Here is a 23875-nt window from a genome sequence, read left to right as displayed (position 1 = left end):
CCCGATGCTGGAAATTCTCTTCGTGCTTGGTTTTTTCTTTATGCTGATGCTGACCGGCATTTCTCTGCTGGGTATGGTTGCGGCCCTGATCGTAGCATTTGCTCTGATGATGTTGGGCGGCTTCCTGGCTATTGTTATAAAAATGTTACCATGGCTGGTTCTGGCCGTGATTACGGTCTGGATTTATCGGACATATTTCCGGCCTGATGAGCCGAAATACCGCCGCCGTCGCTTGCCGTAATAACAGCTTCAATTTATAGATTTACGTAACCGCATGAAATCATGGTGATTGCTGGCTGTGTTTTGAGCGCAAAAAAATGTAACCGTTGCAGCGATAACTTTTGCTTATGTGCTAGCGATCACAAGCTGAATCAGAATGTGCGGTCGAAATACATAAATCATATTTTTTAACATGGGTGACTGTTAGGATGGAATTCATTGGCAGCCAGCAGGCTGTAAAACGAATTCATCAAGTCCGCTGAGGCACACAATAGTCGCTTAAGTGACATCGCCCTGCGGATTTACCCGGCAGTACCCTACAGCAGTACCCGTCTGATATCAGAGGTCGTCTGAGTCAGGCAGTAAAAAAGGCTTTCACATCCGTGAAAGCCTTTTTTGCATTTTTCCCCGTCGCCCTTGCCGCCACAGCTGTATTAGCTGCACTCACTCACCCGAATCACTTACCTGAGTAAGCTCATCGGAACGCATTCGTTTGCTGCCTTGCTGTAACGTCAATGGCTTAAGGAAACTGTTATGGGAGGAGCAAACTCGAGCCTTGCGTCACGCGGCTTTCCAGCGTTTCATGTGCGCGTTTTGCCTCGGAAAGCGGGAATTTCTGGGCATCGCTGACCTCCACTTTTATCGCGCCACTGGCGATCAGTGAGAACAACTCACTGCTTGCTTCCAGCAGTTCTTCCCGGTTAGTCACGTAGCCATTCAGGGAAGGACGCGTCACAAACAGCGAACCTTTCTGATTGAGTATCGCCAGATCTACGCCTTTTACCGGGCCGGACGCATTGCCGAAACTGACCAGCAAACCGCGGCGTTTCAGGCTGTTTAACGATTTTTCAAAGGTATCTTTGCCGACGGAGTCATAAACCACACCGACTTTTTCGCCGTTGGTCAGTTCTGCCACGCGGGTTGCGATATCTTCTGTCCGGTAATTAATGGTTTCCCACGCACCGGCTTGTCTGGCACGTTCAGCTTTTTCATCGGAGCCCACGGTGCCAATCAGTTTTACACCCAGTGCTTTCGCCCACTGGCAGGCAATCAGGCCTACGCCACCTGCTGCGGCATGGAAGAGAATGGTTTCACCGGCCTGAACTTCATGGGTTTTGCGCAGTAAATAATAAACTGTCAGCCCTTTAAGGAAAGAGGCTGCGGCCTGTTCAAAGCTGATCGCCTCCGGCAAAAGAGCAATTTTTTCCTGCGGCACGTTATGGAATTCGCTGTAAGCGCCAGGCGCGGATTGTGCATATACCACACGATCGCCCGGTTTGATGTCAGTGACACCGCTGCCAACTTTGCTGACTACGCCTGCCGCTTCCGTGCCTAAACCCGCCGGAAAACTGGCTGGTGCATAAAGACCGCTGCGCACGTAAGTATCAATATAGTTGATGCCGATGGCTTTATTCTCGACCTGGACTTCACCTGCCTGCGGATCCCGGGGCTGATAATCAACGTATTGCAGGACGTCCGGGGAACCTGTTTCAGAAAACTGGATGCGCTTTGCCATGTTTTTTCCTCGTGATGGAGACTGATTTCAACCCTAGGCTAAATATCCCGGACAATCCAGATTTTCGGCACTAAGGGTTAATACCCTTTTGAAATGGTTTATACTGTCGCGCGAGTCAGGCTCCGATTTTTGGAAACCTGACGCTCATAAAACAGGCGCTTAGAGCAGGAAATAATCCACAGATGGCAGCAAAAAAACCGACCAATCAACAGAACGAAAACCGCGATCGCCAGATGGAAGGCTTGAAACTTCCGCCGCATTCGCTGGAAGCTGAACAATCCGTTCTGGGCGGGCTGATGCTGGACAATGAACGCTGGGATAACGTGGCCGAGCGGGTGGTCAGCAATGATTTCTTCAGTCGCCCGCACCGCCTGATTTTTACCGAAATGCAGCGTTTGCTGGAAATGAGCAAGCCGATCGACCTGATCACGCTTTCTGAATCTCTGGAACAGAAAGGCGATCTGGATTCTGTCGGCGGTTTTGCTTACCTGGCAGAACTTTCTAAAAACACCCCAAGTGCGGCGAACATCGGCGCTTACGCGGACATTGTGCGTGAACGTGCTGTGGTCCGGGAAATGATCTCCGTCGCTAATGAAATTGCCGACGCAGGCTATGATCCGCAAGGCCGCAGCAGCGAAGACCTGCTGGACTTAGCCGAATCCCGGGTATTCCAGATTGCCGAAAGCCGCGCCAGTAAAGACGAAGGTCCGAAAAGCATCGACCGTATTCTGGAAAGCACGGTTTCCCGTATCGAAGAGCTGTTCCAGCGTCCGCACGACGGTGTAACCGGCGTTTCAACCGGTTATGCTGACCTCGACAAGAAAACGGCGGGTCTGCAAAAATCTGATCTGATCATCGTGGCGGCGCGTCCGTCGATGGGTAAAACCACTTTTGCGATGAACCTCGCCGAAAATGCCGCGATGATGCAGGATAAACCGGTCTTAATCTTCAGCCTTGAGATGCCCGGCGATCAGCTCATGATGCGTATGCTGGCGTCGCTTTCCCGCGTCGATCAGACCAAAATCCGTACCGGTCAGCTTGATGATGAAGACTGGGCGCGTATTTCCAGCACCATGGGGATTTTGCTCGAAAAACGTAACATGTATATCGATGACTCCTCCGGCCTGACGCCAACCGAAGTTCGTTCGCGTGCGCGACGCATCTTCCGTGAGCACGGGGGTCTGAGCCTGATCATGATCGACTATTTGCAACTGATGCGCGTTCCGGCGTTGTCCGACAATCGTACGCTGGAAATCGCCGAAATCTCCCGCTCGCTGAAAGCGCTGGCGAAAGAATTGCAGGTGCCGGTGGTAGCGCTGTCGCAGCTGAACCGAAGCCTGGAACAACGTGCGGATAAACGCCCGGTCAACTCCGACTTACGTGAGTCCGGCTCAATCGAGCAGGATGCCGACTTAATCATGTTTATCTATCGTGACGAGGTCTATCACGACAACAGTGAAGAAAAAGGCATCGCGCAAATTATTCTCGGCAAACAGCGTAACGGCCCGATCGGTACCGTCCGCCTGACCTTCAACGGTCAGTGGTCGCGGTTTGATAACTATGGCGGCCCGCAATACGACGAAGATTAGTGTGGGGCTATTTTGCTTGCCATTTTGTGGCCGGGCAGTGCTCACTTTTTTTGGAAAGATTGGCTCGTGTACTACGTGTACACTCCGGTTTTTCCGCGCTGGCCGAACGCAAACTGGCTGCGCCAATAACGCCCCTTTAGGCTGCTAAAACCTCAATAATTTCATGCAAAGGACTTAAAATGAAAGCGGCTACGGCTGTCATTGATCGCCGCGCTCTGCGACACAATCTGCAACGGGTTCGTCATCTGGCGACACAAAGTCGTCTGGTTGCGGTGGTGAAAGCAAACGCTTATGGGCACGGTCTGCTGGAGACGGTGCACAGCCTGCAGGATGCCGATTATTACGGTGTTTCGCGGCTCAGTGAGGCACTGATGCTGCGTAAAGCCGGAGTGGTAAAACCCGTCCTCCTGCTCGAAGGTTTTTTCTCTGCCAGCGAATTACCGCTGCTGGTCGGCCATCAGCTGGATACCGCTGTTCACAGCATCGAACAACTTGAGGCGCTGGAAAGTGCTGATCTCGCGCGTCCGCTGAATGTCTGGTTGAAAATCGACACCGGTATGCACCGTTTAGGTGTCCATCCGGCACAGGCCGATGCATTCTATCAGCGTCTGAGTGCCTGCAAAAACGTGGTTCAGCCAGTCAATATGATGAGCCATTTCTGCCGCGCGGATGAACCGGAAAGCGATGCCACACCGAAACAGCTGAGCTGCTTTAATGAATTTGCCAAAGGCAAGCCGGGGCAAAAATCCATTGCGGCTTCCGGCGGTATTTTACTGTGGCCGGAATCGCATATGAATCTGGTTCGCCCGGGCATTATTTTATATGGTGTGTCGCCGATGGAAACCGGAACGGCCAGCGATTTTGGGCTTCAACCGGCAATGACCCTGACTTCCAGCCTGATTGCCATACGTGAACATGCCGCCGGTGAACCTGTCGGTTACGGCAGTACCTGGGTCAGTGACCGCCATACCCGCCTTGGTGTGGTGGCAATGGGATACGGCGACGGTTATCCGCGCAGTGCGCCAAATGGTACACCTGTGTGGGTTAATGGCCGTGAGGTACCGGTTGCCGGGCGCGTGTCGATGGATATGATCACCGTCGATCTGGGGCCGGAAGCCACAGACAACGTAGGGGATGAGGTGATTTTCTGGGGCGAGAAATTACCGGTTGAGCGCATTGCGCAGGCAACCGGTATCAGTGCTTATGAGCTGATTACCCAACTCAGCGAGCGGGTCGCCCGCGTTTATATTGGCGACTAAACCTTACTTTTTCACCGCCAGCCACTGGCTGACAATTTTCTGATATTCGCCGGTGGCTTTACTCAGGTGCAGCCACTGGTCGACATACATCTTCCAGCTTATGTCATCACGCGGCAGCATGTAGGCCTTTTCGCCATACTGCAGCGGCTTCTTCGGGTTCACCGCACACAGTTTCGGATAATGTTTCTGCTGATACAGCGCTTCCGACGCATCAGTGATCATCACGTCCGCTTTCTTATCCACCAGCTTCTGGAAGATGGTCACGTTATCGCTCAGTGCCAGCGTGCCTTGCGGCAGATGGCTGTGCACGAAGGCTTCATTGGTACCGCCCGCCGGTTCAATCAGGCGCACGGACGGGCGATTTAACTGCGCAATCGTCTGGTACTGACGCACATTTTCACAGCGCACCAGCGGGATTTTCCCGTCCTGATCCAATACATTAGCGAACCAGGCTTTTTGCTGGCGTTTAAGCGTCACTGAAATTCCGCCCATCGCGATATCACAATGCCCGGCGCTCATTTCGTCCGGCAGTGATTTCCAGGTGACCGGCACCCAGTTCACTTTTACATCCAGACTTGCCGCCAGTGATCCCGCCATCGCAATATCAATACCTTCGTACTCTCCGTTTTCTTTCAAAAACGTATACGGTTTATAGTCACCGGTGGTACAGACATTCAGCGAGCCTTTCTGTAATACGCGCTCAAGGTGTGAAGATGGGGTGTCAGCTTTTGCCAGACCGGGCAAGGCAGACAGCAAAGCGAGAGAGCAGAGTACTTTTTTCATTATTTTTTCCTTGCGTTTAAATCATGCGCAAGTATAAGAAAAAATCGCCGGGAAGTATTTATAACTGGCCAGAGTGGGAATGTTTTTTGCAATAAGAATCCGACACATAAAAATTAAAACGACAGGAACACTGCCATGTACAGCATTGATGATTACGATCTTAAAATTCTGACCTTATTACAAACGAACGGAAGGCTGACCAATCAGGAATTAAGCGAACTGGTGGGGCTGTCAGCATCACAGTGTTCACGTCGGCGGATAGGTCTTGAACAGGCTCAGATGATCCTCGGCTATCACGCGCGTCTGGCACCGGAAGCACTGGGCTTGGGGATGATTGGACTGATTGAAGTCAGGCTTATAAACCATTTACCTGCACAGGTCGATGCATTTCACAGCATGCTGGGTGAAGTTGATGCGATTATTGATGCCTATAAAACCACCGGGGATGCGGATTATCTGCTGAAAGTGGCGGTGAAAGATTTAGCCGGTTTAAGTACGTTGATCAGCCAAATCCTGTCAGCGCATAAAAGTGTCTCCCATGTAAAAACATCGGTAGTGCTTAACCGTCTAAAAGAAAACGGCTTATTGACGATTGCCTGAAAAAAATCCCCCCTTTATTTTGCGTGCACTATTAAGGTGATTTGTTTTGGTGCAATGTCACTTTTATGGTGCATTATTTTGAATTAATATGCGTGTTTTGTGCATGTAAAGAATAATTAACGCGTCATAAAATCTTATTTTCGATTTTTGATGCAAATTACGCGCGTGAATATTGCCTTAATTCTCTGTCTCAATAATTATCTCAAAATCAGACGTTAGGATTATTATTTTGGGGTATGGGGAATTATGGCAACTCTTGATGACATCAAACAGCCGGTTGAACAGCCGCGCATCGGGCATACGCTGATTGAAGATGCGCTGGCGATCATTATCGGTACACTGATGGTCTCTTTTGGCGTGGTGATGTTGCGGCAGGTCGGCGCACTGACCGGCGGCACGGCAGGAATGGCATTTCTGGCACATTACGTCACGCAGGTTTCGTTCGGTACGGCCTTTTTTATCATCAACTTACCTTTCTATTATCTCTCTTTCCGCCGTATGGGTTTGCCGTTCACGCTGAAAACGTTTGCCGCTGTTGCACTGGTTTCCGTCTTCTCCGATCTGCATCCGCTTTTCGTGCACTTTGATCATCTTCAGCCATTCTACGCGACGTTGTTTGCTAACGTGATTATGGGCATCGGCTTTATTGTGCTGTTCCGTCATAAAGCCAGTCTGGGCGGCGTGAACATTCTGGCGCTGTTTCTGCAGGACAAATACGGTATCCGTGCCGGTAAACTGCAAATGGGTGTGGACTGCTGCATCGTGCTGGCGTCGCTGTTCGTCGTCAGTTACGAAATGCTGATTGCTTCGGTGTTGGGCGCGGTGATCGTCAATCTGATCATTGCAATGAATCACCGTCCGGGGCGCTACAGCGTCTGACGACATGGATGAAAATGACGCAGGGTTCAGAGACCTGCGCCATTTTTGTCAGTACATCGGCATAAATTATGCGCCGAAGCCGCCGTCAATCGTCAGGTTTGCACCGGTGATATAACCCGCTTCAGAGCCGGAAAGATAAGCCACAAAGCTGGCGATTTCACTGTCTTTGCCGTAGCGGTTGAGCGCCATATAAGAACGCATGCCATCAGCCATTTCGCCGTCAGCCGGGTTCATATCGGTATCGACCGGGCCGGGTTGGACGTTGTTCACGGTAATGCCACGCGGCCCTAAATCCCGTGCCAGACCTTTGGTCAGGCCGACGATAGCTGATTTGCTCATGGCATAAACAGCACCACCCTGGAATGGCATGCGATCGGCATTGACGCTGCCGATGGTGATGATGCGTCCGCCGTCAGGCATATGGCGCGCAGCCTGTTGGCTGGCGACAAAAACGCTGCGCACATTGATGGCGATGGTACGGTCGAAATCATCCATCGTCAGCGCATCGATTTCGCCGAACGCCAGCACACCGGCGTTATTGACCAGAATATCGATTTTACCGAATGCTTTCGCCGCGCTGTCGATGGCGGAGCGGACGCTACTTTCATCGGCGCTGTCGGCTTTAATCGCCAGCGCTTTGCCACCGCTGGCTTCGATAGTTTTCACCAGCGCCTGCGCTTTATCTTCAGATGAGACATACGTGAAAGCCACGCTGGCACCTTCGCTGGCCAGACGCTGAACAATAGCGGCACCGATGCCGCGTGAACCGCCCTGAACAAATGCGGCTTTACTTTGCAATGCGTATTGAGTCGTCATATTACGGTACTCCGGATGGATGAAGTGATGGTTTGATCGTAGCTCATAGCAGCAAATCAGAATCTCAGGTGAACGGCCGGTTTGATATGCAATACGTGCCCGAAAATTGCCAACATAGTTGTCATCTTTTTTAACGAACTTTGATAGTCTGTGAAACAGTTGTGATGCGCCGGCTTACCGGACGTGGATCGCAGCGCCACTCAACCCAACCCAGGAGATGTATACCGTGTTCCAACATGTCGATGCCTATGCCGGTGACCCGATTTTGTCGCTGATGGAAAGCTTCAAGACCGATCCGAGACAAGATAAGGTAAACCTGAGTATCGGTCTTTATTACGACGGGCAGGGTATTATTCCGCAACTGGCGGCGGTGGAAAAAGCCGAGCAACAACTGAATGCCGGGCCGCAGGCCGCGTCAGTCTATCTGCCAATGGAAGGGTTACCTGCGTATCGTGCAGGTATCCAGGCGCTGCTGTTTGGTGCCGGACATCCGGCGCTGAAACAACAGCGTATCGCGACTATTCAGACCGTCGGCGGTTCCGGTGCACTGAAAGTTGGCGCTGATTTCCTGAAGTTTTATTTCCCGAATTCTGAAGTTTATGTGAGCGATCCGACCTGGGAAAACCACGTGGCCATCTTTAGTGGCGCAGGTTTCAAAGTGCATACTTATCCTTACTTTGATCCTGAAACCTTGGGAGTGAATTTCCCGGCGATGATTGACCGCCTGAAAAGTTTACCAGCGCAAAGCATCGTTCTCCTGCATCCGTGCTGTCACAACCCGACCGGTTCTGACCTGACGCCAGCACAGTGGGATCAGGTGATTGAAATCACCAAACAGCGTGAGCTGATCCCGTTCCTCGACATCGCTTATCAGGGCTTTGGCGCGGGCATTGACGACGACGCCTACGCTATCCGCGCGATGGCCTCTGCTGGCGTTAACTGCTTTGTCAGTAACTCCTTCTCGAAAATTTTCTCCCTGTACGGTGAACGTGTCGGCGGCCTGTCTGTGGTCTGCGAAGACAGCGATGCGGCGGGACGTGTGCTGGGTCAGCTGAAAGCAACCGTGCGCCGTAACTACTCCAGCCCGCCAAGCTTCGGTGCAAAAGTCGTTGCAGAAGTTCTGAGCGACAGCGCCCTGAACGCCCAGTGGAAAGCGGAAGTCGAGAGAATGCGCATCCGTATTCTGGAAATGCGCCACACCCTGGTCGACAGCCTGAAAACGGCCTTACCGGGGCGTGATTTTGGCTACCTGCTGCAACAGCGCGGTATGTTCAGCTACACCGGTTTCAGCGAAGCGCAGGTTGTCCGTCTGCGTGAAGAGTTTGGCGTTTACCTGATCCTCAGCGGCCGCGTCTGCATGGCCGGTCTGAATCACCATAACGTCAGGCAAGTGGCTGAAGCTTTCGCCGCGGTCCAGTAAATCCCCGTCATATTTCGGGCTGCGGATGCGTTGGTTGCGCTCATTCACCCCGGTCACAGGGTACGCTTAAAGGCCGACAGAAATGTCGGCTTTTTTATTCCGCCGTGCTGACTTTGATGACTTCTACCTGATGGTTTTTCAGTACCTTGAGCAACCCGGCGGCCGGAAGTTCGTCAGTGAACAGCGCTGTGGCTTGCGAGATATTGCCGATTTCGACCGCTGCAGAGGCATGATATTTGGTATGGTCAGCGGCCAGCAGAATATGACGTGAATGCGCCATCATGGTTTTCACCACGCTGGCTTCGTTGACGTCGAACTCCAGCAGGGCACCGTCGCTTTCAATAGCGCCGACACTGGTCACCAGATAGTCGGCACGGAATCCTGCGACAAAAGCCGTGGCGGCAGGGCCGATAATTCCGCCATTGTGCGGACGCAGTGTTCCGCCCGGCACCATCACTTCAAAGCGCGGATTCTTATACAAGATATGTGCGACACGCAGACAGTTGGTGATAATCCGCAGGCGGTTATGATTGAGCAGCGAATGGGCGACCTGCTCGACCGTGGTACCGATGGTGATAAACACTGTCGAGCCGTCAGGAATGTAATCAGCGATGGCTTCCGCAATGGCTTTTTTCTCTTCCGTCCAGGAAATCTCGCGCTGTTCGAAGGCGGTATTAACCACACTTGACGCACGCCCCGCACCGCCGTGATGGCGCGTGATCAGCCCCTGATCGCTGAGTTTGCGGATATCGCGGCGGGCAGTTTGGGTCGAGACATCCAGCAGCGCCGCCAGCTCTTCAATGTTCATGTAACCGCGCTCGGCAATCAGTGCGAGCAGTTGATCGTGGCGCGGATTGCCGGTCAGTTCAGTAAGACTCATGGATACATCCTTCAAAATGAGCGTCTGAGTCGTATTCTATACAGAAAGTGACAAAAAAGACCGGGTCTGATCACAGTCAGGTATCCCCGCGCGGCCACCGGGCTGTGTACATTTCAGTGCCGCGACCCCGCTGGCAAAGCGAACCGCTTCGGCAGGCAAGGCGTTCTGAGACAGACTGACCGCCAGTGCGCCATGAAAAACATCGCCTGCGCCGGTTGTGTCTACGACATTAACGGCGAAGCCCGGCTGATGATGCAGCCTGTCATTTTCCAGCCACAGACAACCTTGCCCGCCCTGTGTGACATAGACATGACCCTTTGTGAGCGTTTTGGCTTTGGCTAATGCAGAACCGGCGTCAGATTTTCCGGTCAGCCGTTGTAAACCCGGAGCGGAAAACGCGGCGTGATCGCTTAAAGCGACTAAATCGGCGATATCCTGCGGCGTCACATCGGCATCCAGCACCGTCATTACACCCGCCTGACGCGCCAGCGTAAATGCCTGTTTCGCCCCCTCATGCCAGCGCACATCTGCCAGCACCACATCCCACTGTGAAAAATCGATAGCCTGTAACCATGTGGCACAAGCGGGCAAATCCGGGCCGGGATAATTGATAATGATCCGCTCACCGTTGTTGTCCACCAGAACGGCGGATTGAGACGAGCTGGCGCCTTCCACGCGGCGGACGTACCGGGTATTTACCCCCAGGGAGTCCAGCTCCGCGAGCAGCCGGTTTCCGGTATCGTCATCACCCACACGGCCAATAAAATCCACCTGCGCCCCCAGCCGGGCTGCCGCAACGGCTGCCGTAGCGGCGGGACCGCCGCCCACTTCATGATATTTTTCAGCGACATATTTTCCCCCTCCCGCAGGCAATTCTTCAACGTAATAGATCCGGTCCATTACGGTAATCCCGACACAGGCAATGCGAATCATGGCTATTCCTTAAGCGTATTTTGATGAGGTTATTTTAATTTAGCCAATTGTTAAAAAAGTGATGGCTGTCAATTTTTTGACTTTAAATTACAAATACGATCAAAAAACGACAAACAAAGACACCGCTGATTATCAAAAAGTGACATGTCTGATCAGCACAAAGGAGAGACGCATGGCAAATGTGGCATTTATTGGTCTGGGGCAAATGGGCGCTCCGATGGCGGCCAATCTGGTTAAACAGGGGCACCGGTTAGCGGTGTTCGATCTCAGCCCGCAGGCAGTACAGAAGCTGGTACATCAGGGCGCATCGGGCGTTAAGAGTGCGGCAGAGGCGGCGCAGGGTGCGGATTTTGTTATCACCATGCTGCCCAATGGTGATCTGGTGCGCGAGGTTCTGTTTGGCCCTGAGGGTGTCTGCGAAACCCTGAACCCGTCGGCACTGGTTATCGATATGTCGACAATTCACCCGTTACAGACCGACAAGCTGATTGCTCAGATGCACGAAAAGGGCTTCAGCATGATGGATGTGCCGGTGGGCAGAACCTCTGATCATGCAGTGGCCGGGACTTTACTGCTGCTGGCGGGCGGTACGCCTGAACAGGTTGAACGCGCAACGCCGGTGCTGATGGCGATGGGGTCTGAACTGATCAATGCGGGCGGGCCGGGCAAAGGGATCCGCGTCAAGCTGATCAACAACTACATGAGCATTGCCCTGAATGCGCTCTCCGCTGAAGCCGCCGTGCTGTGCGAGGCACTGGATCTGTCTTTCGATGTGGCGCTGCAGGTGATGAGCGGAACACCGGCCGGAAAAGGCCACTTCACCACGTCATGGCCGAACAAAGTGCTGAAAGGGGATGTGTCACCCGCTTTCATGATTGACCTCGCCCATAAAGATCTGGGTATTGCGCTGGATGTCGCTAATCAGCTGCATGTGCCGATGCCGCTCGGTGCGGCTTCCCGTGAAGTATACAACCAGGCACGCGCCGCAGGACGCGGACGTCAGGACTGGACGGCCATTCTTGAGCAGGTGCGCACCAGCGCCGGTCTGACACAAAAAATACATCCGTAACGCCTTAACCAAGGAAAGTTGAATGACTCACTACAGCCTTAACGATATCACCCGTCCGTCCGGCGGATTCGCCATGCTGGCGGTCGACCAGCGTGAAGCCATGCGTTTAATGTTCGTGGCCGCCGGCGCGAAAGCTCCGGTTACCGATCAGGTGCTGACCGATTTTAAAGTCAATGCCGCGCGGATTTTATCGCCGTACGCTTCTGCAATTTTGGTCGATCAGCCGTTCTGTTACCGCCAGATTGTTGAGCAGAATGCCATCGCGCAAAACTGCGCCATGATTGTGGCGGCTGACGAATTTATTCCGGGCAACGGCTTGCCGGTGGACAGCGTGGTGATCGACAAAAGTGTAGATCCGCAGGCGGTCCGGGAAAACGGCGGCAAGGCGCTGAAATTACTGGTGTTGTGGCGCAGCGATGAAGATCCGCAACAACGTCTGGAGATGGTGAAAACATTTAATCAACGCTGCCATGCGCACGGTCTGCTGAGCATTATCGAACCGGTGGTCAGGCCGCCTCGCCGTGGCGATAAATTTGACCGCGAACAGGCGATTATTGATGCCGCGAAAGAACTCGGTGACAGCGGCGCTGACCTTTATAAAGTCGAAATGCCCCTTTGCGGGCGCGGTACACAGGCCGAACTGCTGCGCGCATCACAACACCTCAATGAACACATTCATATGCCGTGGGTGATCCTCTCCTCAGGTGTTGATGAAAAACTCTTTCCGCGCGCAGTCAGCGTCGCCATGACGGCAGGCGCCTCCGGTTTCCTCGCAGGCCGTGCAGTCTGGTCATCCGTGGTCGGTTTACCGGATACCGAACTTATGCTCAGGGATATTTCCGCGCCGAAATTGCAGCGTCTGGGCGAGATTGTCGACGACATGATGGCCCGCCGCCGCTAACGAAAGGAGTGGAAAATGAAATGGTTTAACACGATGAGCCACCACCGCTGGCTTGAACAGGAAACCGACCGGATCTTCGAATTTGGCAAAAATGCCGCTGTCGCCACCGGCTTCGGCTGGCTGGGTAATAACGGACAAGTCAGGGCGGATATGGGGACCCATTTGTGGATCACCGCCCGCATGTTGCACGTGTATTCGGTTGCCGCAGGCATGGGGCGTCCCGGAGCGTATGCGCTGGTGGATCACGGGATCCGCGCCCTTAACGGCGCACTGGCGGATAAACAGTACGGCGGCTGGTACGCCTGTGTAAACGATGAGGGCGTGGTGGATGCCTCGAAGCAAGGTTATCAGCATTTCTTCGTTTTACTGGGCGCAGCCAGCGCCGTCACCACCGGCCATCCGGAAGCCAGAACGTTACTCGATCAGGCTATCGGTGTGATCGAAAAATACTTCTGGAGTGAAGATGAACAGATGTGCCTCGAGTCGTGGGATGAAGCGTTCAGCCAAACCGAAGCTTATCGCGGCGGCAATGCAAATATGCACGCCGTCGAAGCTTTCCTGATTGTCTACGACGTTACGCACGAGCGGAAATGGCTGGATCGCGCACTGAGAATTGCCTCGGTGATTATTCATGACGTCGCCCGTCGCGGCGAATACCGGGTCAATGAGCATTTTGATACGCAGTGGAACCCGATCCGCGATTACAACAAAGATAATCCGGCGCACCGTTTCCGTGCTTACGGCGGCACGCCAGGGCATTGGATCGAATGGGGCCGCCTGATGTTGCATCTTCATGCTGCGCTGGAAGCCCGTTTTGAAACGCCTCCGGCCTGGCTGCTGGAGGATGCAAAAGGATTATTCCACGCCACAATCCGCGACGCCTGGGCGCCGGACGGCGCAGACGGTTTTGTCTATTCCGTCGGCTGGGACGGGAAACCCATTGTGCGTGAACGTGTGCGCTGGCCGGTTGTTGAGGCGATGGGCACCGCGTATGCCCTGCATTGTGTTACCGGCGAAGCGCAATACGAAACCTGGTATCAGACCTGGTGGGACTATTGCGTGAAATACCTGATGGATTACGAAAATGGTTCATGGTGGCAGGAGCTCGATACCGACAATAAAGTCACTACCAAAGTCTGGGATGGCAAACAGGATATTTATCATCTCCTGCATTGTCTGGTGATCCCGCGTCTGCCGCTGGCGCCGGGGCTGGCACCTGCCGTGGCCGCCGGACTGCTGGACATCAATGCAAAATAAAAATCACGGAGACCATCATGAGTACCCTACAAAATAAAAATACTCAGATTGAATTTACCGCCGGTAATAATGAATTTTCGCTGATTTATCAGCAGCGCCTGATTTTACGTCATACCGCGCAAGCACCCTGTTTATGGATTGGCGGCGGCGAAGCGGATATCGCTATGTTTCGTGGCAATTTCAGTATTAAAGATCGCCTGAATGAAAAGGTTGCGCTGACGGATATCACCATCACCGCTCAGGCTGCGGGGTGGCAAGTGCGTTTCAGCCGTGGTGGTACGCTCAGCGCAACGCTGATTATCACCACCGATGATACCGGGCGTTTACAGCTCAACCTGCAAAACGACGACAGCAGGCATAACCGCATCTGGTTGCGGCTGTCGGCGCAGGCGGAAGATCATATTTACGGCTGCGGTGAACAGTTCTCTTACTTCGATTTACGCGGCAAACCCTTCCCGCTGTGGACCAGCGAACAGGGCGTCGGGCGCAACAAACAAACCTATGTTACCTGGCAGGCCGACTGCAAAGAGAACGCAGGCGGTGACTATTACTGGACATTTTTCCCACAGCCGACCTTTGTCAGCACACAAAAGTATTACTGCCATGTGGAAAACAGCGGCTATATGAATTTCGATTTCAGCGCGCCGGAATACCATGAACTGGCCTTTTGGGAAGATAACGCCGCCCTGCGTTTTGAATGCGCCAGTGACTATATCAGCCTGCTGGAAAAACTCACCGCGCTGTTAGGCCGCCAGCCTGAGTTGCCGGACTGGGTGTATGACGGCGTGACGCTGGGCATTCAGGGCGGTACGGAAGTCTGCCAGCAAAAACTGGACGTGATGCGCGAAGCGGGTGTGAAGGTTAACGGCATCTGGGCACAGGACTGGTCAGGCATTCGCATGACCTCGTTTGGTAAACGTGTGATGTGGAACTGGAAATGGAACAGTGAACTGTATCCGCAGCTTGACGCACGTATTCCGCAGTGGAAAGAAGAGGGCGTGCAGTTCCTTTCTTACATCAATCCCTACGTTGCCAGCGACCGGGATTTATGCGCCGAAGCCGCAAAAAAAGGCTACCTGACGCGGGATGCCAGCGGCGGTGATTATCACGTCGAGTTTGGCGAGTTCTATGCAGGCGTGGTGGATCTGACGCATCCGGCGGCCTATGAGTGGTTCAAAAACGTTATCAAAAAGAACCTGATTGAACTGGGTTGCGGCGGATGGATGGCAGATTTTGGCGAATATCTGCCGACCGACACTTTCCTGCACAACGGCATCAGCGCGGAAATCATGCATAACGCCTGGCCTGCACTGTGGGCGAAATGTAACTACGAAGCCCTGCAGGAAACAGGCAAACTCGGCGAGGTGCTGTTCTTTATGCGTGCCGGTTACACCGGCAGCCAGAAATATTCGACGATGATGTGGGCGGGCGACCAGAACGTGGACTGGAGTCTGGACGACGGACTGGCCTCGGTTATTCCGGCGGCATTGTCTCTGGCGATGAGCGGTCACGGTTTACATCACAGCGACATCGGCGGTTACACCACACTGTTCGGGATGAAACGTAGCAAGGAATTGCTGCTGCGCTGGTGCGATTTCAGCGCCTTCACGCCGATGATGCGCACCCACGAAGGCAACCGTCCGGGCGATAACTGGCAGTTTGACGGCGACGCCGAAACCATTGCGCATTTTGCCCGCATGACCGGCGTATTCACTCATCTCAAACCCTATATCCGGCAGGCCGTACAGCAAAACAGCCAAAGCGGTTTACCGGTGATGCGTCCGCTGTTTCTGCATTACGAAGAGGATGACCGCACGTATACCCTGAAATACCAGTATCTGTTCGGTCGTGATCTGCTGGTGGCACCGGTGTATGAGGAAGGGCGCAGCGACGGGTCTCTGTATCTGCCGCAGGATACCTGGATCAACATCTGGACCGGCGAAACGCATCACGGCGGCGATGTAACGGTGGCCGCACCGTTGGGTCAGCCACCGGTCTTTTATCGTGCAGACAGCGAGTGGGCAGCGCTGTTCGGTGCATTACGTCATATCTGATAAGACTCAGCAGCCGGGGTTGGCGACCACGCCCCGGCGTATGAAGGAGAATCATAATGAGTCAGACAACACCGGAAAATCCCGCGACCCTGCGCCTGCCTTTCAGGGAAAAACTGGCCTACGGCATGGGGGATTTAGGCTCCAATATCCTGCTCGATATTGGCACGCTGTACCTGCTGAAGTTTTACACGGACGTGCTCGGTTTGCCGGGCACTTACGGTGGCATCATTTTTCTGATCGCCAAATTCTTTACCGCCTTCACCGATATGGGCACCGGCATCATGCTGGATTCACGGCGTAAGATCGGCCCAAAAGGCAAATTCCGTCCCTTCGTATTGTATGCCGCGTTTCCGGTCACCCTGCTGGCGGTCGCCAACTTTGTCGGCACACCGTTTGAGATAACCGGTAAGACCGTCGTGGCAACACTGCTGTTTATGTTGTACGGGTTGTTTTTCAGCATGATGAACTGCTCCTATGGCGCGATGGTGCCTGCCATCACCAAAAATCCGGACGAGCGTGCGTCGCTTGCGGCCTGGCGGCAGGGCGGTGCCACACTGGGACTGCTACTGTGCACTGTCGGTTTTGTGCCGGTAATGAATCTGCTCGAAGGTAATGCGCAGCGCAGTTATATCTTTGCCGCGACGCTGTTCTCGCTGGTGGGTTTGCTGTTTATGTGGCTGTGTTATGCCGGAGTGAAAGAGCGTTATGGCGAGGCGCAGCCTGCAAGTCAGACGCAAAAACCGGGGCTTTTGCCGTCATTTCGCGCCATCGCCGGTAACCGTCCTTTGTTCATCCTGTGTATTGCCAATCTCTGTACGCTGGGGGCGTTTAACGTCAAGCTGGCGATTCAGGTGTATTACACGCAGTACGTGCTGAACGACCCTATTCTGCTCTCCTATATGGGCTTTTTCAGCATGGGATGCATTTTCATCGGCGTATTCCTGATGCCTGCCGCCGTCAGACGATTCGGCAAGAAAAAAGTCTATATCGGCGGTCTGGCGCTGTGGATCGTCGGCGACATCCTCAACTACTTCTATGGCAGCGGCTCCGTCAGCTTCGTCGCATTCTCCTGTCTGGCGTTCTTCGGTTCGGCGTTCGTCAATAGCCTGAACTGGGCACTGGTGTCCGATACGGTGGAATACGGCGAGTGGCGTACCGGCGTTCGTTCGGAAGGTACGGTTTACACCGGCTTCACCTTCTTTCGCAAAGTCTCGCAGGCACTGGCAGGATTTTTCCCCGGCCTGATGCTGACGCAAATCGGCTATGTGCCCAATGTTGTGCAGTCGGCGCACACGCAGGAAGGGTTGCGTCAGTTGATCTTCATTTATCCCTGTGTGCTGGCGGCAATCACCATCGTGGCGATGGGCTGTTTCTATAACCTCAACGAGAAAATGTACGTGCGCATCGTTGCGGAAATTGAACAGCGTAAGCAGACGGCATAGTGCATTCACTGTAACAGCGCCCTGCGGGGCGCTTTGAGGATTGCCATGAAGGATTTCCATCACCCTGATCCGCTGACATTGCGGGAGAAGTGTGCCTATGGAATGGGCGATTTTGGCTCGAACCTGATGTTGTGCATCGGGACGCTGTATCTCCTGAAATTTTATACTGATGAGCTGGGCATGCCGGCGTTTTATGGCGGCATCATCTTTCTGGTGGCGAAGTTTTTCACCGCGTTTACCGATATGCTGACCGGCGTGTTACTTGATTCCCGTCGTCATATTGGAGCCCGGGGTAAGTTCAGACCGTTCATTTTATATGCTTCCGTGCCGGTCGGGCTGGTTGCGACGGCGCAGTTTATGGCGAATGATTTCGGTCTGCCGGTAAAAACGGCACTCGCCACTGTCCTGTTTATGTTGTTCGGCTTGTTCTACAGCCTGATGAATTGTTCTTACGGCGCGATGGTGCCGGCTATCACCAGAAATCCGCATGAGCGGGCGCAGCTTGCCGCCTGGCGTCAGGGCGGTGCCACACTCGGGTTGCTGCTGTGTACGGTCGGGTTTATGCCTGTCCAGGCGTTGCTGGGCAATTCCCCTTCGGTGGGATATTTCTGTGCCGCGCTGATTTTTGCCACCTGCGGTATTCTGTGTATGGGCTGGTGTTATCGCGGCGTCAGGGAGCGTTACGTCGGGATTACGCCTGCGGAACATAAATCCGGTATTCTGCGGTCATTTCGCGCCATATTCCGTAATCCGCCGTTACTGGTACTGTGCCTCGCCAACCTGTGTACGCTGGCGGCGTTTAATATCAAACTGGCGATCCAGGTGTATTACACGCAGTACGTTCTCCACGATATTCATCTGCTGTCATGGATGGGTTTTTTCAGCATGGGCTGCATATTGATTGGCGTGTTTCTGGTACCGGGTTGTGTGAAACGCTTCGGCAAAAAGCAGGTATACCTGGGAGGATTATTGCTGTGGGCAACCGGCGATATACTTAACTTCTTTTGGGGAAACAGCTCGTTAAGCTTTGTGCTGTTTTCCTGCATGGCATTCTTTGGCACCGCATTTGTCAACAGCCTGAACTGGGCACTGGTACCGGATACCGTGGATTACGGCGAATGGAAAACCGGTATTCGTGCCGAAGGCTCGGTGTATACCGGTTATACCTTTTCACGAAAAATATCTGCCGCGCTTGCCGGTTTCCTGCCGGGAATTATGCTGACGCAAATCGGTTATATCCCGAATGCGGTGCAGGGCAGCGCGACCTTACTCGGTTTACGCCAGTTGATCTTTGTCTGGCCCTGCTTACTTGCCATTACCGCCGCCATCATCATGGGCCTCTTTTATAAACTGAACGAAGCACGCTTCGCGAAAATAATTGAGGAAATCGCTCAGCGCAAAAAAGATAACGAGCCTGAAACACCGGCTGAAAAAAGCAATCTTTCCGCCGTCATACAATAAAAAAGCAGGTCGCCACGATGAACGGATAATGGGGCGGCCTTTTTCATCTTTACGGCTCTTTACGTCTCCCGCCTTTATTTTTAGCCATGTTGTTGCACACTTACTACAGTTGAATTTACGGCTGAAAGGATGTGGAAAGTATATGTGGCATCAGCAAACTATTACGCTCGGCGCGAAAGCGCGGGGTTTCCATCTGATCACCGATGAAGTGGTCAGCCAAATTGAGCGTCTGCATGAAGTACAAACCGGGCTGGTGCATTTATTTATTCAGCACACTTCAGCGTCGCTGACGCTGAATGAGAACTGTGACCCGACCGTGCGCTACGACATGGAACAACATTTCATGCGTACCGTGCCGGAAAACGCGCCCTACGAGCATGACTACGAAGGCCGCGATGATATGCCGGGTCACATTAAGTCATCGCTGTTAGGTGCATCATTAGTGCTGCCCGTTTCCCGGGGAAGGTTGCTGCTTGGCACCTGGCAGGGGATCTGGATGGGCGAACATCGGATCGACGGCGGACAACGCCGGATCGTCATCACGTTACAAGGAGAAATCCAGGCATGACCAGTTCAGAATTGCTGACCTACTGCATGGGGAAACCCGGTGCGGAGCAAAGTGTTGAAAATCAGCGCGGCGCAAATCAGGTAAAAGTGGGCGATGCGATGTTCGCCATGGTGTGTGAAATCGACGGTCGCGAGGCCATTTCGCTGAAAGCCAGCCCGGAGCTGGCAGAGCAATTACGTGCAACACATCCGGATATCGTGCCGGGAGATCATCTCAACAAAGCACACTGGAATACGGTATTCCTCGACGGTTCGCTGCCCGATTCGCAGTTTTATTATCTGATCGACGGCTCTTATGCGTTGGTGGTATCCGGTCTGCCGGAAGCGATACGTCAGGAAATCGGCCGCTGATTGTCCGGCCAGTTGCCGCTGTTAAGTGTTGAGGGGGAGAAGTCTGCCGCCTCAGCCCGCCATGGCAGTGCGCCACGAAAGCGCCACGCGCGTGTGATGTCCAGACTCCAGTAACGTTCTGCGCCCGCAGGCCCTGGAATATCTTCCGGGTGCCAGTGGATCTGCGTGTGTCCCTGAAGATGCAGCACATCACCGTTCTCAAAATCAATAAACAGCAGTGCCGCACGCGGTTCTGCCAGTAAATTCCCCAGCGTATTCATATAACGGTTACCGCGAAAATCAGGCACCCACAAACGGTTTCCCACCAGATGCGCAAACCCGGGCTGACCGCCGCGATGTGACATATCGGCACCGCCGTGTGCGTGGCTGGCGATAAAAAACGTATCGGCACGGGCAATCAGTGCGCGGGCATCAGCATCCGGTTCGGACATATCCTCCCGCGCAGGCAGCGGCAAACTGACGGGTACATCGGCCAGTTTGCGAACCTGAATATACTGCGGACAATTGCCAAAACTCTGATCGACGACGATCTCAATGCGGTTTTTATCCATGCGCCCGATCCTGCCGTTCACACGGTTACGCCGCCGGTTGGAAAAATCGATCCCCAGCCCGCCGATCTGTTTCCCCGGTTGTAAGGCGGCCAACGCCGGATCGTCATCCCGCCGCGGTGTATTGATCCGCAAATGCGACGCGTCCGGCGTACGGATAAACCCGGCGGGGCCGGTCAGCAGAGTCGCCACCGGCCAGCCGTGGTCATCCAGCGTCGAGATAAACAAATACGGTAGCGCGGCGAAAAACAGCCGGTGCTGTTCCGGCATCGCATCGCGGATGCCGTGTGCGGAAACGTCAAACCCTGCCATGTCCTGCGCCAGGATTTCGTCTGCATGGAAGGGGGTATTCATCGTCTTTTACCCCGCGTTCTCAGGCAGTGGCAACGCCGGAAGTGGCGTAAAGCCCGGCAGGCTTTCGATCCGTTTCAGCCAGCGGTGAATCGCCGGATAATCCGCCAGCGAAACGCCGCCTTCCGGTGCCGCCGCTACATAGCTGTAACAGGCCAGATCGGCAATCGTGGCCCGCTCCGTCGCCAGAAACTCGTGGTTTTCCAGATGCTGTTCAAGCTGCGGCAGGAATTTTGCCGACACTTTCAGCGCACTTTCATACACTTCCGGTGCTGAGAATTGTTTCACCATACGGGCAGATGCCGGGCCGTAGCGCACTTCACCGGCAGCGCGGGACAACCACTTTTGGACTTCCGCCGCCTGGAACGGATCTTCCGGTAACCAGTGACTGTCGGGTGCGTAGCGTTTCACCAGATATACCAGAATCGCATGACTGTCGGTGACAATGTGTTCGCCGTCGGTCAGCACCGGCACTTGTCGCAGCGGGTTTAACTGCGCGAATTCTGCGGTCTGGCGAACCTCTTTGCCGCCGTCTTTAGTTTCAAAGGGCAGACTGAGCATGTTCAGCAGCAGGATGACGCGGTGGCAGTGACCGGAAAGCGGCGTACTGTAAAGTTGAATGGCGGGCATGGGTTGTCTCCTTTTGAGGTATGAATCAAAGATTACTCTTGCGCCAGATGATTGTGATCCACGAAGATTGAAATTGAGCGTTTCACTTTGTGGAAGAATCTATGGACCGTTTGGATGAAATGGCGATTTTTGTCGCTGTACTTCAGTATGGCAGCCTGGCGGAAGCTGCCCGTAAACTTCACCGTTCTCCACCGGCCATCACCCGCGCCATCGCCTCGCTGGAACACCGGTTCGGCGCAAGGCTGGTCGAGCGCACCACGCGCAGTCTGGCGCCGACAGAAGCGGGCGCACGGCTGGCGGAAAAAGCCCGGCTGCTGCTCAGCCAGTATCAGAATGCGGTAGAAGATACCGCTGAAACTCAGCTCAGCGGCCTGCTGCGCATCACCGCGCCGGTGCAGTTCGGGCGTAAACACGTTGCGCCCCTGGTGATGGAGTTTCTGGCGCAACACCCTGATATGCAAATCGAAATGATACTCAATGACCGCAATCTGGATCTGATCGACGAAGGGTTAGATCTGGCGGTACGCATCGGTCATCAGGAAGATTCAGGCAAAGTCGCGCGCAAGGTCGCCGAAGTCACCCGCGTGCTGGTCGCCAGCCCGGCGTATCTGGCACAGCATGGCGAACCGAAGCATCCGTCTGAACTGGCGGTGCATCAGACGGTGACGGGCACGCTGCGCACGCAAATCTGCGAATGGCGTTTCGGGCCGCATGAGGATGATTTGCGCGTCCGGTTGTCGCCGCGTCTGCTCTCCAATGATGTGGAATCGCAGTTGCTGGCGGTGCGCAGCGGGCAGGGGATAGCACGGTTACTGTCGTATCAGGTGAAGGATGATGTGCAGGCGGGCCGTATGGTACGGCTTCTGGCGGATTTCGAACCTTTGCCTTTGCCGGTACAACTGGTGGCGCAGCAGGTCCAGCAGATGCCACGCAAGGTGCGGATATTCTGGGATTTTGCTTATCAGCGACTGAGTGCATTGCCTCAGCTTCATGCGTTAGACGCATCTTCTGAACAGTGACGCCGATCACGCCCGCTGACGGAAAAAATAATCTACTCTGAGAGTTGTGCAAAAACAGTGAGTTACTTAAGGGCACGTTGTCCATTTGCTCACGCCAACCCAAAAGGAAAGGATGATGACCCGTAACCGGCTGAATCTTGCCACGCTTTTGATTCTGGCGCTCAGTGCGCCGTTTCCCCTGACCGTCAGTGCGCAAAGCCTGCCGCAGGATCCTGATACGTCGGTGCCTGCGAAGAATTACATCACGGCGGTGAATCCTGATTTAACCATCACTTACCGGTTGTATGCGCCGACGGCTGAACATGTCGATGTGGTGACCGGTGCCACGCCGGTGACGTACATTCCGCATCAGATGACCAAGGACGATAAAGGTATCTGGAGCTGGACGTCAGATGTACAAAAACCTGATCTCTATGAATATTTCTTCAACGTCGATGGCTTGCGGATTGCCGATCCGGGCAGTGCAATGCCCAAGCCACAGCGTCAGGTGAATACCAGCCTGATTCTGGTGCCGGGCAGTATTCTGGATGTGAACAAGGTGCCGCACGGAGAAGTGCGCACGCTGACCTATCATTCCGTCGCGCTGAATTCTGAACGTCAGGTCGCGGTGTGGACGCCACCGGGTTACAGCGATGCCTCACAGCCGCTGCCGGTGCTCTATTTCTACCACGGTTTTGGCGACACCGGCCGCTCGGCGCTGGATCAGGGTCGCATTCCGCAAATCATGGATAACCTGCTGGCGGAGAAAAAAATCGTGCCGATGCTGGTGGTGATCCCGGATACAGAAACCGATGCCAAAGGGGTGGTGCCGGAAGATTACGTCACCAAAGATCGTCGCAAGGAATTCTATCCGCGCAATGCTGCCGCTGCCGATAAAGAACTGACCGGTGACATTATCCCGCTGATTTCCAAAACTTTCCGCGTACGTGATGATGCCGCCGGACGCGCGCTGGCCGGGCTGTCACAAGGGGGTTATCAGACGCTGGTCAGCGGCATGACGCACCTCGACCAGTTCGGCTGGCTGGCGACCTTCAGCGGTGTCAGTACCACGACGGTGCCGAATGCCGACGTTGAGAAACGCTTCGCCGAACCGGATAAAATCAACGCGCAGCTGAAAAACTTTACGGTCGTTGTCGGCGAAAAAGATGTGGTAACGGGCAAGGATATCGCCGGACTGAAAACCGAGCTGGAAGAGAAAAAGATTAAATTCGATTACCACGAATACTCGAAGCTTGGCCACGAAATGGACGTCTGGCGCCCGGCCTATGCGGAGTTTGTGCAGAAGATATTTAAGTGATCTCAGCGCCTCCCCCTTCGCAGGGGAGGGCGCT

Annotated in this window: 23 protein-coding genes; 16 read left to right on the top strand and 7 right to left on the bottom strand. The window is 54.0% G+C overall.

What is annotated here, in order from left to right; translation table 11 throughout:
* Window positions 1–4: 4 nt before the first annotated feature.
* On the top strand, window positions 5–241 hold the full coding sequence (gene pspG, locus J1781_RS20335) for an envelope stress response protein PspG (RefSeq protein ID WP_129954825.1): 237 nt from the start codon (window positions 5–7) through the stop codon (window positions 239–241).
* A gap of 510 nt (window positions 242–751) precedes the next feature.
* On the opposite strand, the gene J1781_RS20330 is transcribed toward pspG, so the two are convergent.
* Complete coding sequence (locus J1781_RS20330) at window positions 752–1735, bottom strand: quinone oxidoreductase (RefSeq protein WP_129954824.1); 984 nt, start codon at window positions 1733–1735, stop codon at window positions 752–754.
* A gap of 182 nt (window positions 1736–1917) precedes the next feature.
* Between J1781_RS20330 and dnaB the strand changes: the two genes are divergently transcribed.
* Both dnaB and alr read left to right on the top strand, forming a co-directional pair.
* Complete coding sequence (gene dnaB / locus J1781_RS20325; RefSeq protein ID WP_129954823.1) at window positions 1918–3324, top strand: replicative DNA helicase; 1407 nt, start codon at window positions 1918–1920, stop codon at window positions 3322–3324.
* Between the two features lie 179 nt (window positions 3325–3503).
* Window positions 3504–4583 carry an alanine racemase gene (alr, locus tag J1781_RS20320; protein WP_129954822.1) on the top strand — a complete coding sequence of 360 codons (1080 nt, stop codon included), beginning with the start codon at window positions 3504–3506 and terminating at the stop codon, window positions 4581–4583.
* Between the two features lie 3 nt (window positions 4584–4586).
* On the opposite strand, the gene J1781_RS20315 is transcribed toward alr, so the two are convergent.
* Complete coding sequence (locus J1781_RS20315) at window positions 4587–5366, bottom strand: transporter substrate-binding domain-containing protein (RefSeq protein ID WP_129954821.1); 780 nt, start codon at window positions 5364–5366, stop codon at window positions 4587–4589.
* A 135-nt stretch (window positions 5367–5501) separates the two neighbouring features.
* Between J1781_RS20315 and J1781_RS20310 the strand changes: the two genes are divergently transcribed.
* Together J1781_RS20310 and J1781_RS20305 are read left to right on the top strand one after the other, a co-directional pair.
* The gene (locus J1781_RS20310; protein WP_129954820.1) at window positions 5502–5966 is read left to right on the top strand and encodes an Lrp/AsnC family transcriptional regulator; all 465 of its coding nucleotides are present in this window, start codon (window positions 5502–5504) and stop codon (window positions 5964–5966) included.
* A gap of 246 nt (window positions 5967–6212) precedes the next feature.
* Complete coding sequence (locus J1781_RS20305; RefSeq protein ID WP_129954819.1) at window positions 6213–6845, top strand: YitT family protein; 633 nt, start codon at window positions 6213–6215, stop codon at window positions 6843–6845.
* Window positions 6846–6911: 66 nt separating this feature from the next.
* Here the strand turns inward: J1781_RS20305 and J1781_RS20300 are convergent, their stop codons facing one another.
* Window positions 6912–7661 carry a 3-oxoacyl-ACP reductase family protein gene (locus J1781_RS20300; RefSeq protein WP_217234100.1) on the bottom strand — a complete coding sequence of 250 codons (750 nt, stop codon included), beginning with the start codon at window positions 7659–7661 and terminating at the stop codon, window positions 6912–6914.
* 226 nt (window positions 7662–7887) lie between these two features.
* Here J1781_RS20300 and J1781_RS20295 point away from each other — a divergent pair, with 226 nt between their 5' ends.
* The gene (locus J1781_RS20295) at window positions 7888–9081 is read left to right on the top strand and encodes an amino acid aminotransferase (RefSeq protein WP_129954817.1); all 1194 of its coding nucleotides are present in this window, start codon (window positions 7888–7890) and stop codon (window positions 9079–9081) included.
* Window positions 9082–9175: 94 nt separating this feature from the next.
* On the opposite strand, the gene J1781_RS20290 is transcribed toward J1781_RS20295, so the two are convergent.
* A complete protein-coding gene (locus J1781_RS20290) occupies window positions 9176–9961 on the bottom strand; it encodes a DeoR/GlpR family DNA-binding transcription regulator (protein ID WP_129954816.1) in 786 nt (261 codons plus the stop codon).
* A gap of 36 nt (window positions 9962–9997) precedes the next feature.
* Window positions 9998–10894 (bottom strand): sugar kinase, encoded by an 897-nt coding sequence (locus J1781_RS20285; protein ID WP_217138136.1) that lies wholly within the window; start codon window positions 10892–10894, stop codon window positions 9998–10000.
* Window positions 10895–11066: 172 nt separating this feature from the next.
* On the opposite strand from J1781_RS20285, the gene yihU reads away from it, so the two are divergent.
* The 8 genes from yihU (at window position 11067) to J1781_RS20245 (ending at window position 19996) form a co-directional block, all read left to right on the top strand.
* Window positions 11067–11963 carry a sulfolactaldehyde 3-reductase gene (gene yihU / locus J1781_RS20280; protein ID WP_217221054.1) on the top strand — a complete coding sequence of 299 codons (897 nt, stop codon included), beginning with the start codon at window positions 11067–11069 and terminating at the stop codon, window positions 11961–11963.
* Window positions 11964–11985: 22 nt separating this feature from the next.
* Window positions 11986–12864, top strand: a complete 879-nt coding sequence (yihT, locus tag J1781_RS20275) for a sulfofructosephosphate aldolase (protein ID WP_129991942.1) — start codon at window positions 11986–11988, stop codon at window positions 12862–12864.
* A gap of 15 nt (window positions 12865–12879) precedes the next feature.
* Entirely contained in the window at window positions 12880–14121 is a 1242-nt protein-coding gene (gene yihS / locus J1781_RS20270) for a sulfoquinovose isomerase (protein WP_217234099.1), read from the top strand.
* A gap of 17 nt (window positions 14122–14138) precedes the next feature.
* Entirely contained in the window at window positions 14139–16175 is a 2037-nt protein-coding gene (locus J1781_RS20265; protein ID WP_217234098.1) for an alpha-glucosidase, read from the top strand.
* A gap of 56 nt (window positions 16176–16231) precedes the next feature.
* Window positions 16232–17617 carry an MFS transporter gene (locus J1781_RS20260; RefSeq protein ID WP_217234097.1) on the top strand — a complete coding sequence of 462 codons (1386 nt, stop codon included), beginning with the start codon at window positions 16232–16234 and terminating at the stop codon, window positions 17615–17617.
* Window positions 17618–17662: 45 nt separating this feature from the next.
* Window positions 17663–19078, top strand: a complete 1416-nt coding sequence (locus J1781_RS20255; protein ID WP_129954809.1) for an MFS transporter — start codon at window positions 17663–17665, stop codon at window positions 19076–19078.
* Window positions 19079–19220: 142 nt separating this feature from the next.
* Entirely contained in the window at window positions 19221–19646 is a 426-nt protein-coding gene (locus J1781_RS20250; RefSeq protein WP_129954808.1) for a secondary thiamine-phosphate synthase enzyme YjbQ, read from the top strand.
* Complete coding sequence (locus tag J1781_RS20245) at window positions 19643–19996, top strand: MmcQ/YjbR family DNA-binding protein (RefSeq protein ID WP_129954807.1); 354 nt, start codon at window positions 19643–19645, stop codon at window positions 19994–19996. The genes J1781_RS20250 and J1781_RS20245 overlap by 4 nt, the downstream gene beginning before the upstream one ends.
* Here J1781_RS20245 and J1781_RS20240 read toward each other — a convergent pair.
* Window positions 19978–20898 carry a pyridoxamine 5'-phosphate oxidase family protein gene (locus tag J1781_RS20240; protein ID WP_217138140.1) on the bottom strand — a complete coding sequence of 307 codons (921 nt, stop codon included), beginning with the start codon at window positions 20896–20898 and terminating at the stop codon, window positions 19978–19980. The two genes, J1781_RS20245 and J1781_RS20240, sit on opposite strands and share 19 nt — an antisense overlap.
* A 6-nt stretch (window positions 20899–20904) precedes the next feature.
* Window positions 20905–21525: a glutathione S-transferase gene (locus tag J1781_RS20235; RefSeq protein WP_129991948.1), complete on the bottom strand. Its 621-nt coding sequence runs from the start codon at window positions 21523–21525 to the stop codon at window positions 20905–20907.
* 101 nt (window positions 21526–21626) lie between these two features.
* Between J1781_RS20235 and J1781_RS20230 the strand changes: the two genes are divergently transcribed.
* Window positions 21627–22544 carry a LysR family transcriptional regulator gene (locus J1781_RS20230; protein ID WP_217158738.1) on the top strand — a complete coding sequence of 306 codons (918 nt, stop codon included), beginning with the start codon at window positions 21627–21629 and terminating at the stop codon, window positions 22542–22544.
* 115 nt (window positions 22545–22659) lie between these two features.
* On the top strand, window positions 22660–23841 hold the full coding sequence (locus J1781_RS20225; RefSeq protein ID WP_217234117.1) for an esterase: 1182 nt from the start codon (window positions 22660–22662) through the stop codon (window positions 23839–23841).
* Window positions 23842–23875 lie beyond the last annotated feature (34 nt).

This window comes from Rahnella perminowiae, from assembly GCF_019049695.1.
Taxonomy (GTDB): domain Bacteria; phylum Pseudomonadota; class Gammaproteobacteria; order Enterobacterales; family Enterobacteriaceae; genus Rahnella; species Rahnella perminowiae.
This window is presented reverse-complemented; position numbering and strand designations above follow the sequence as displayed.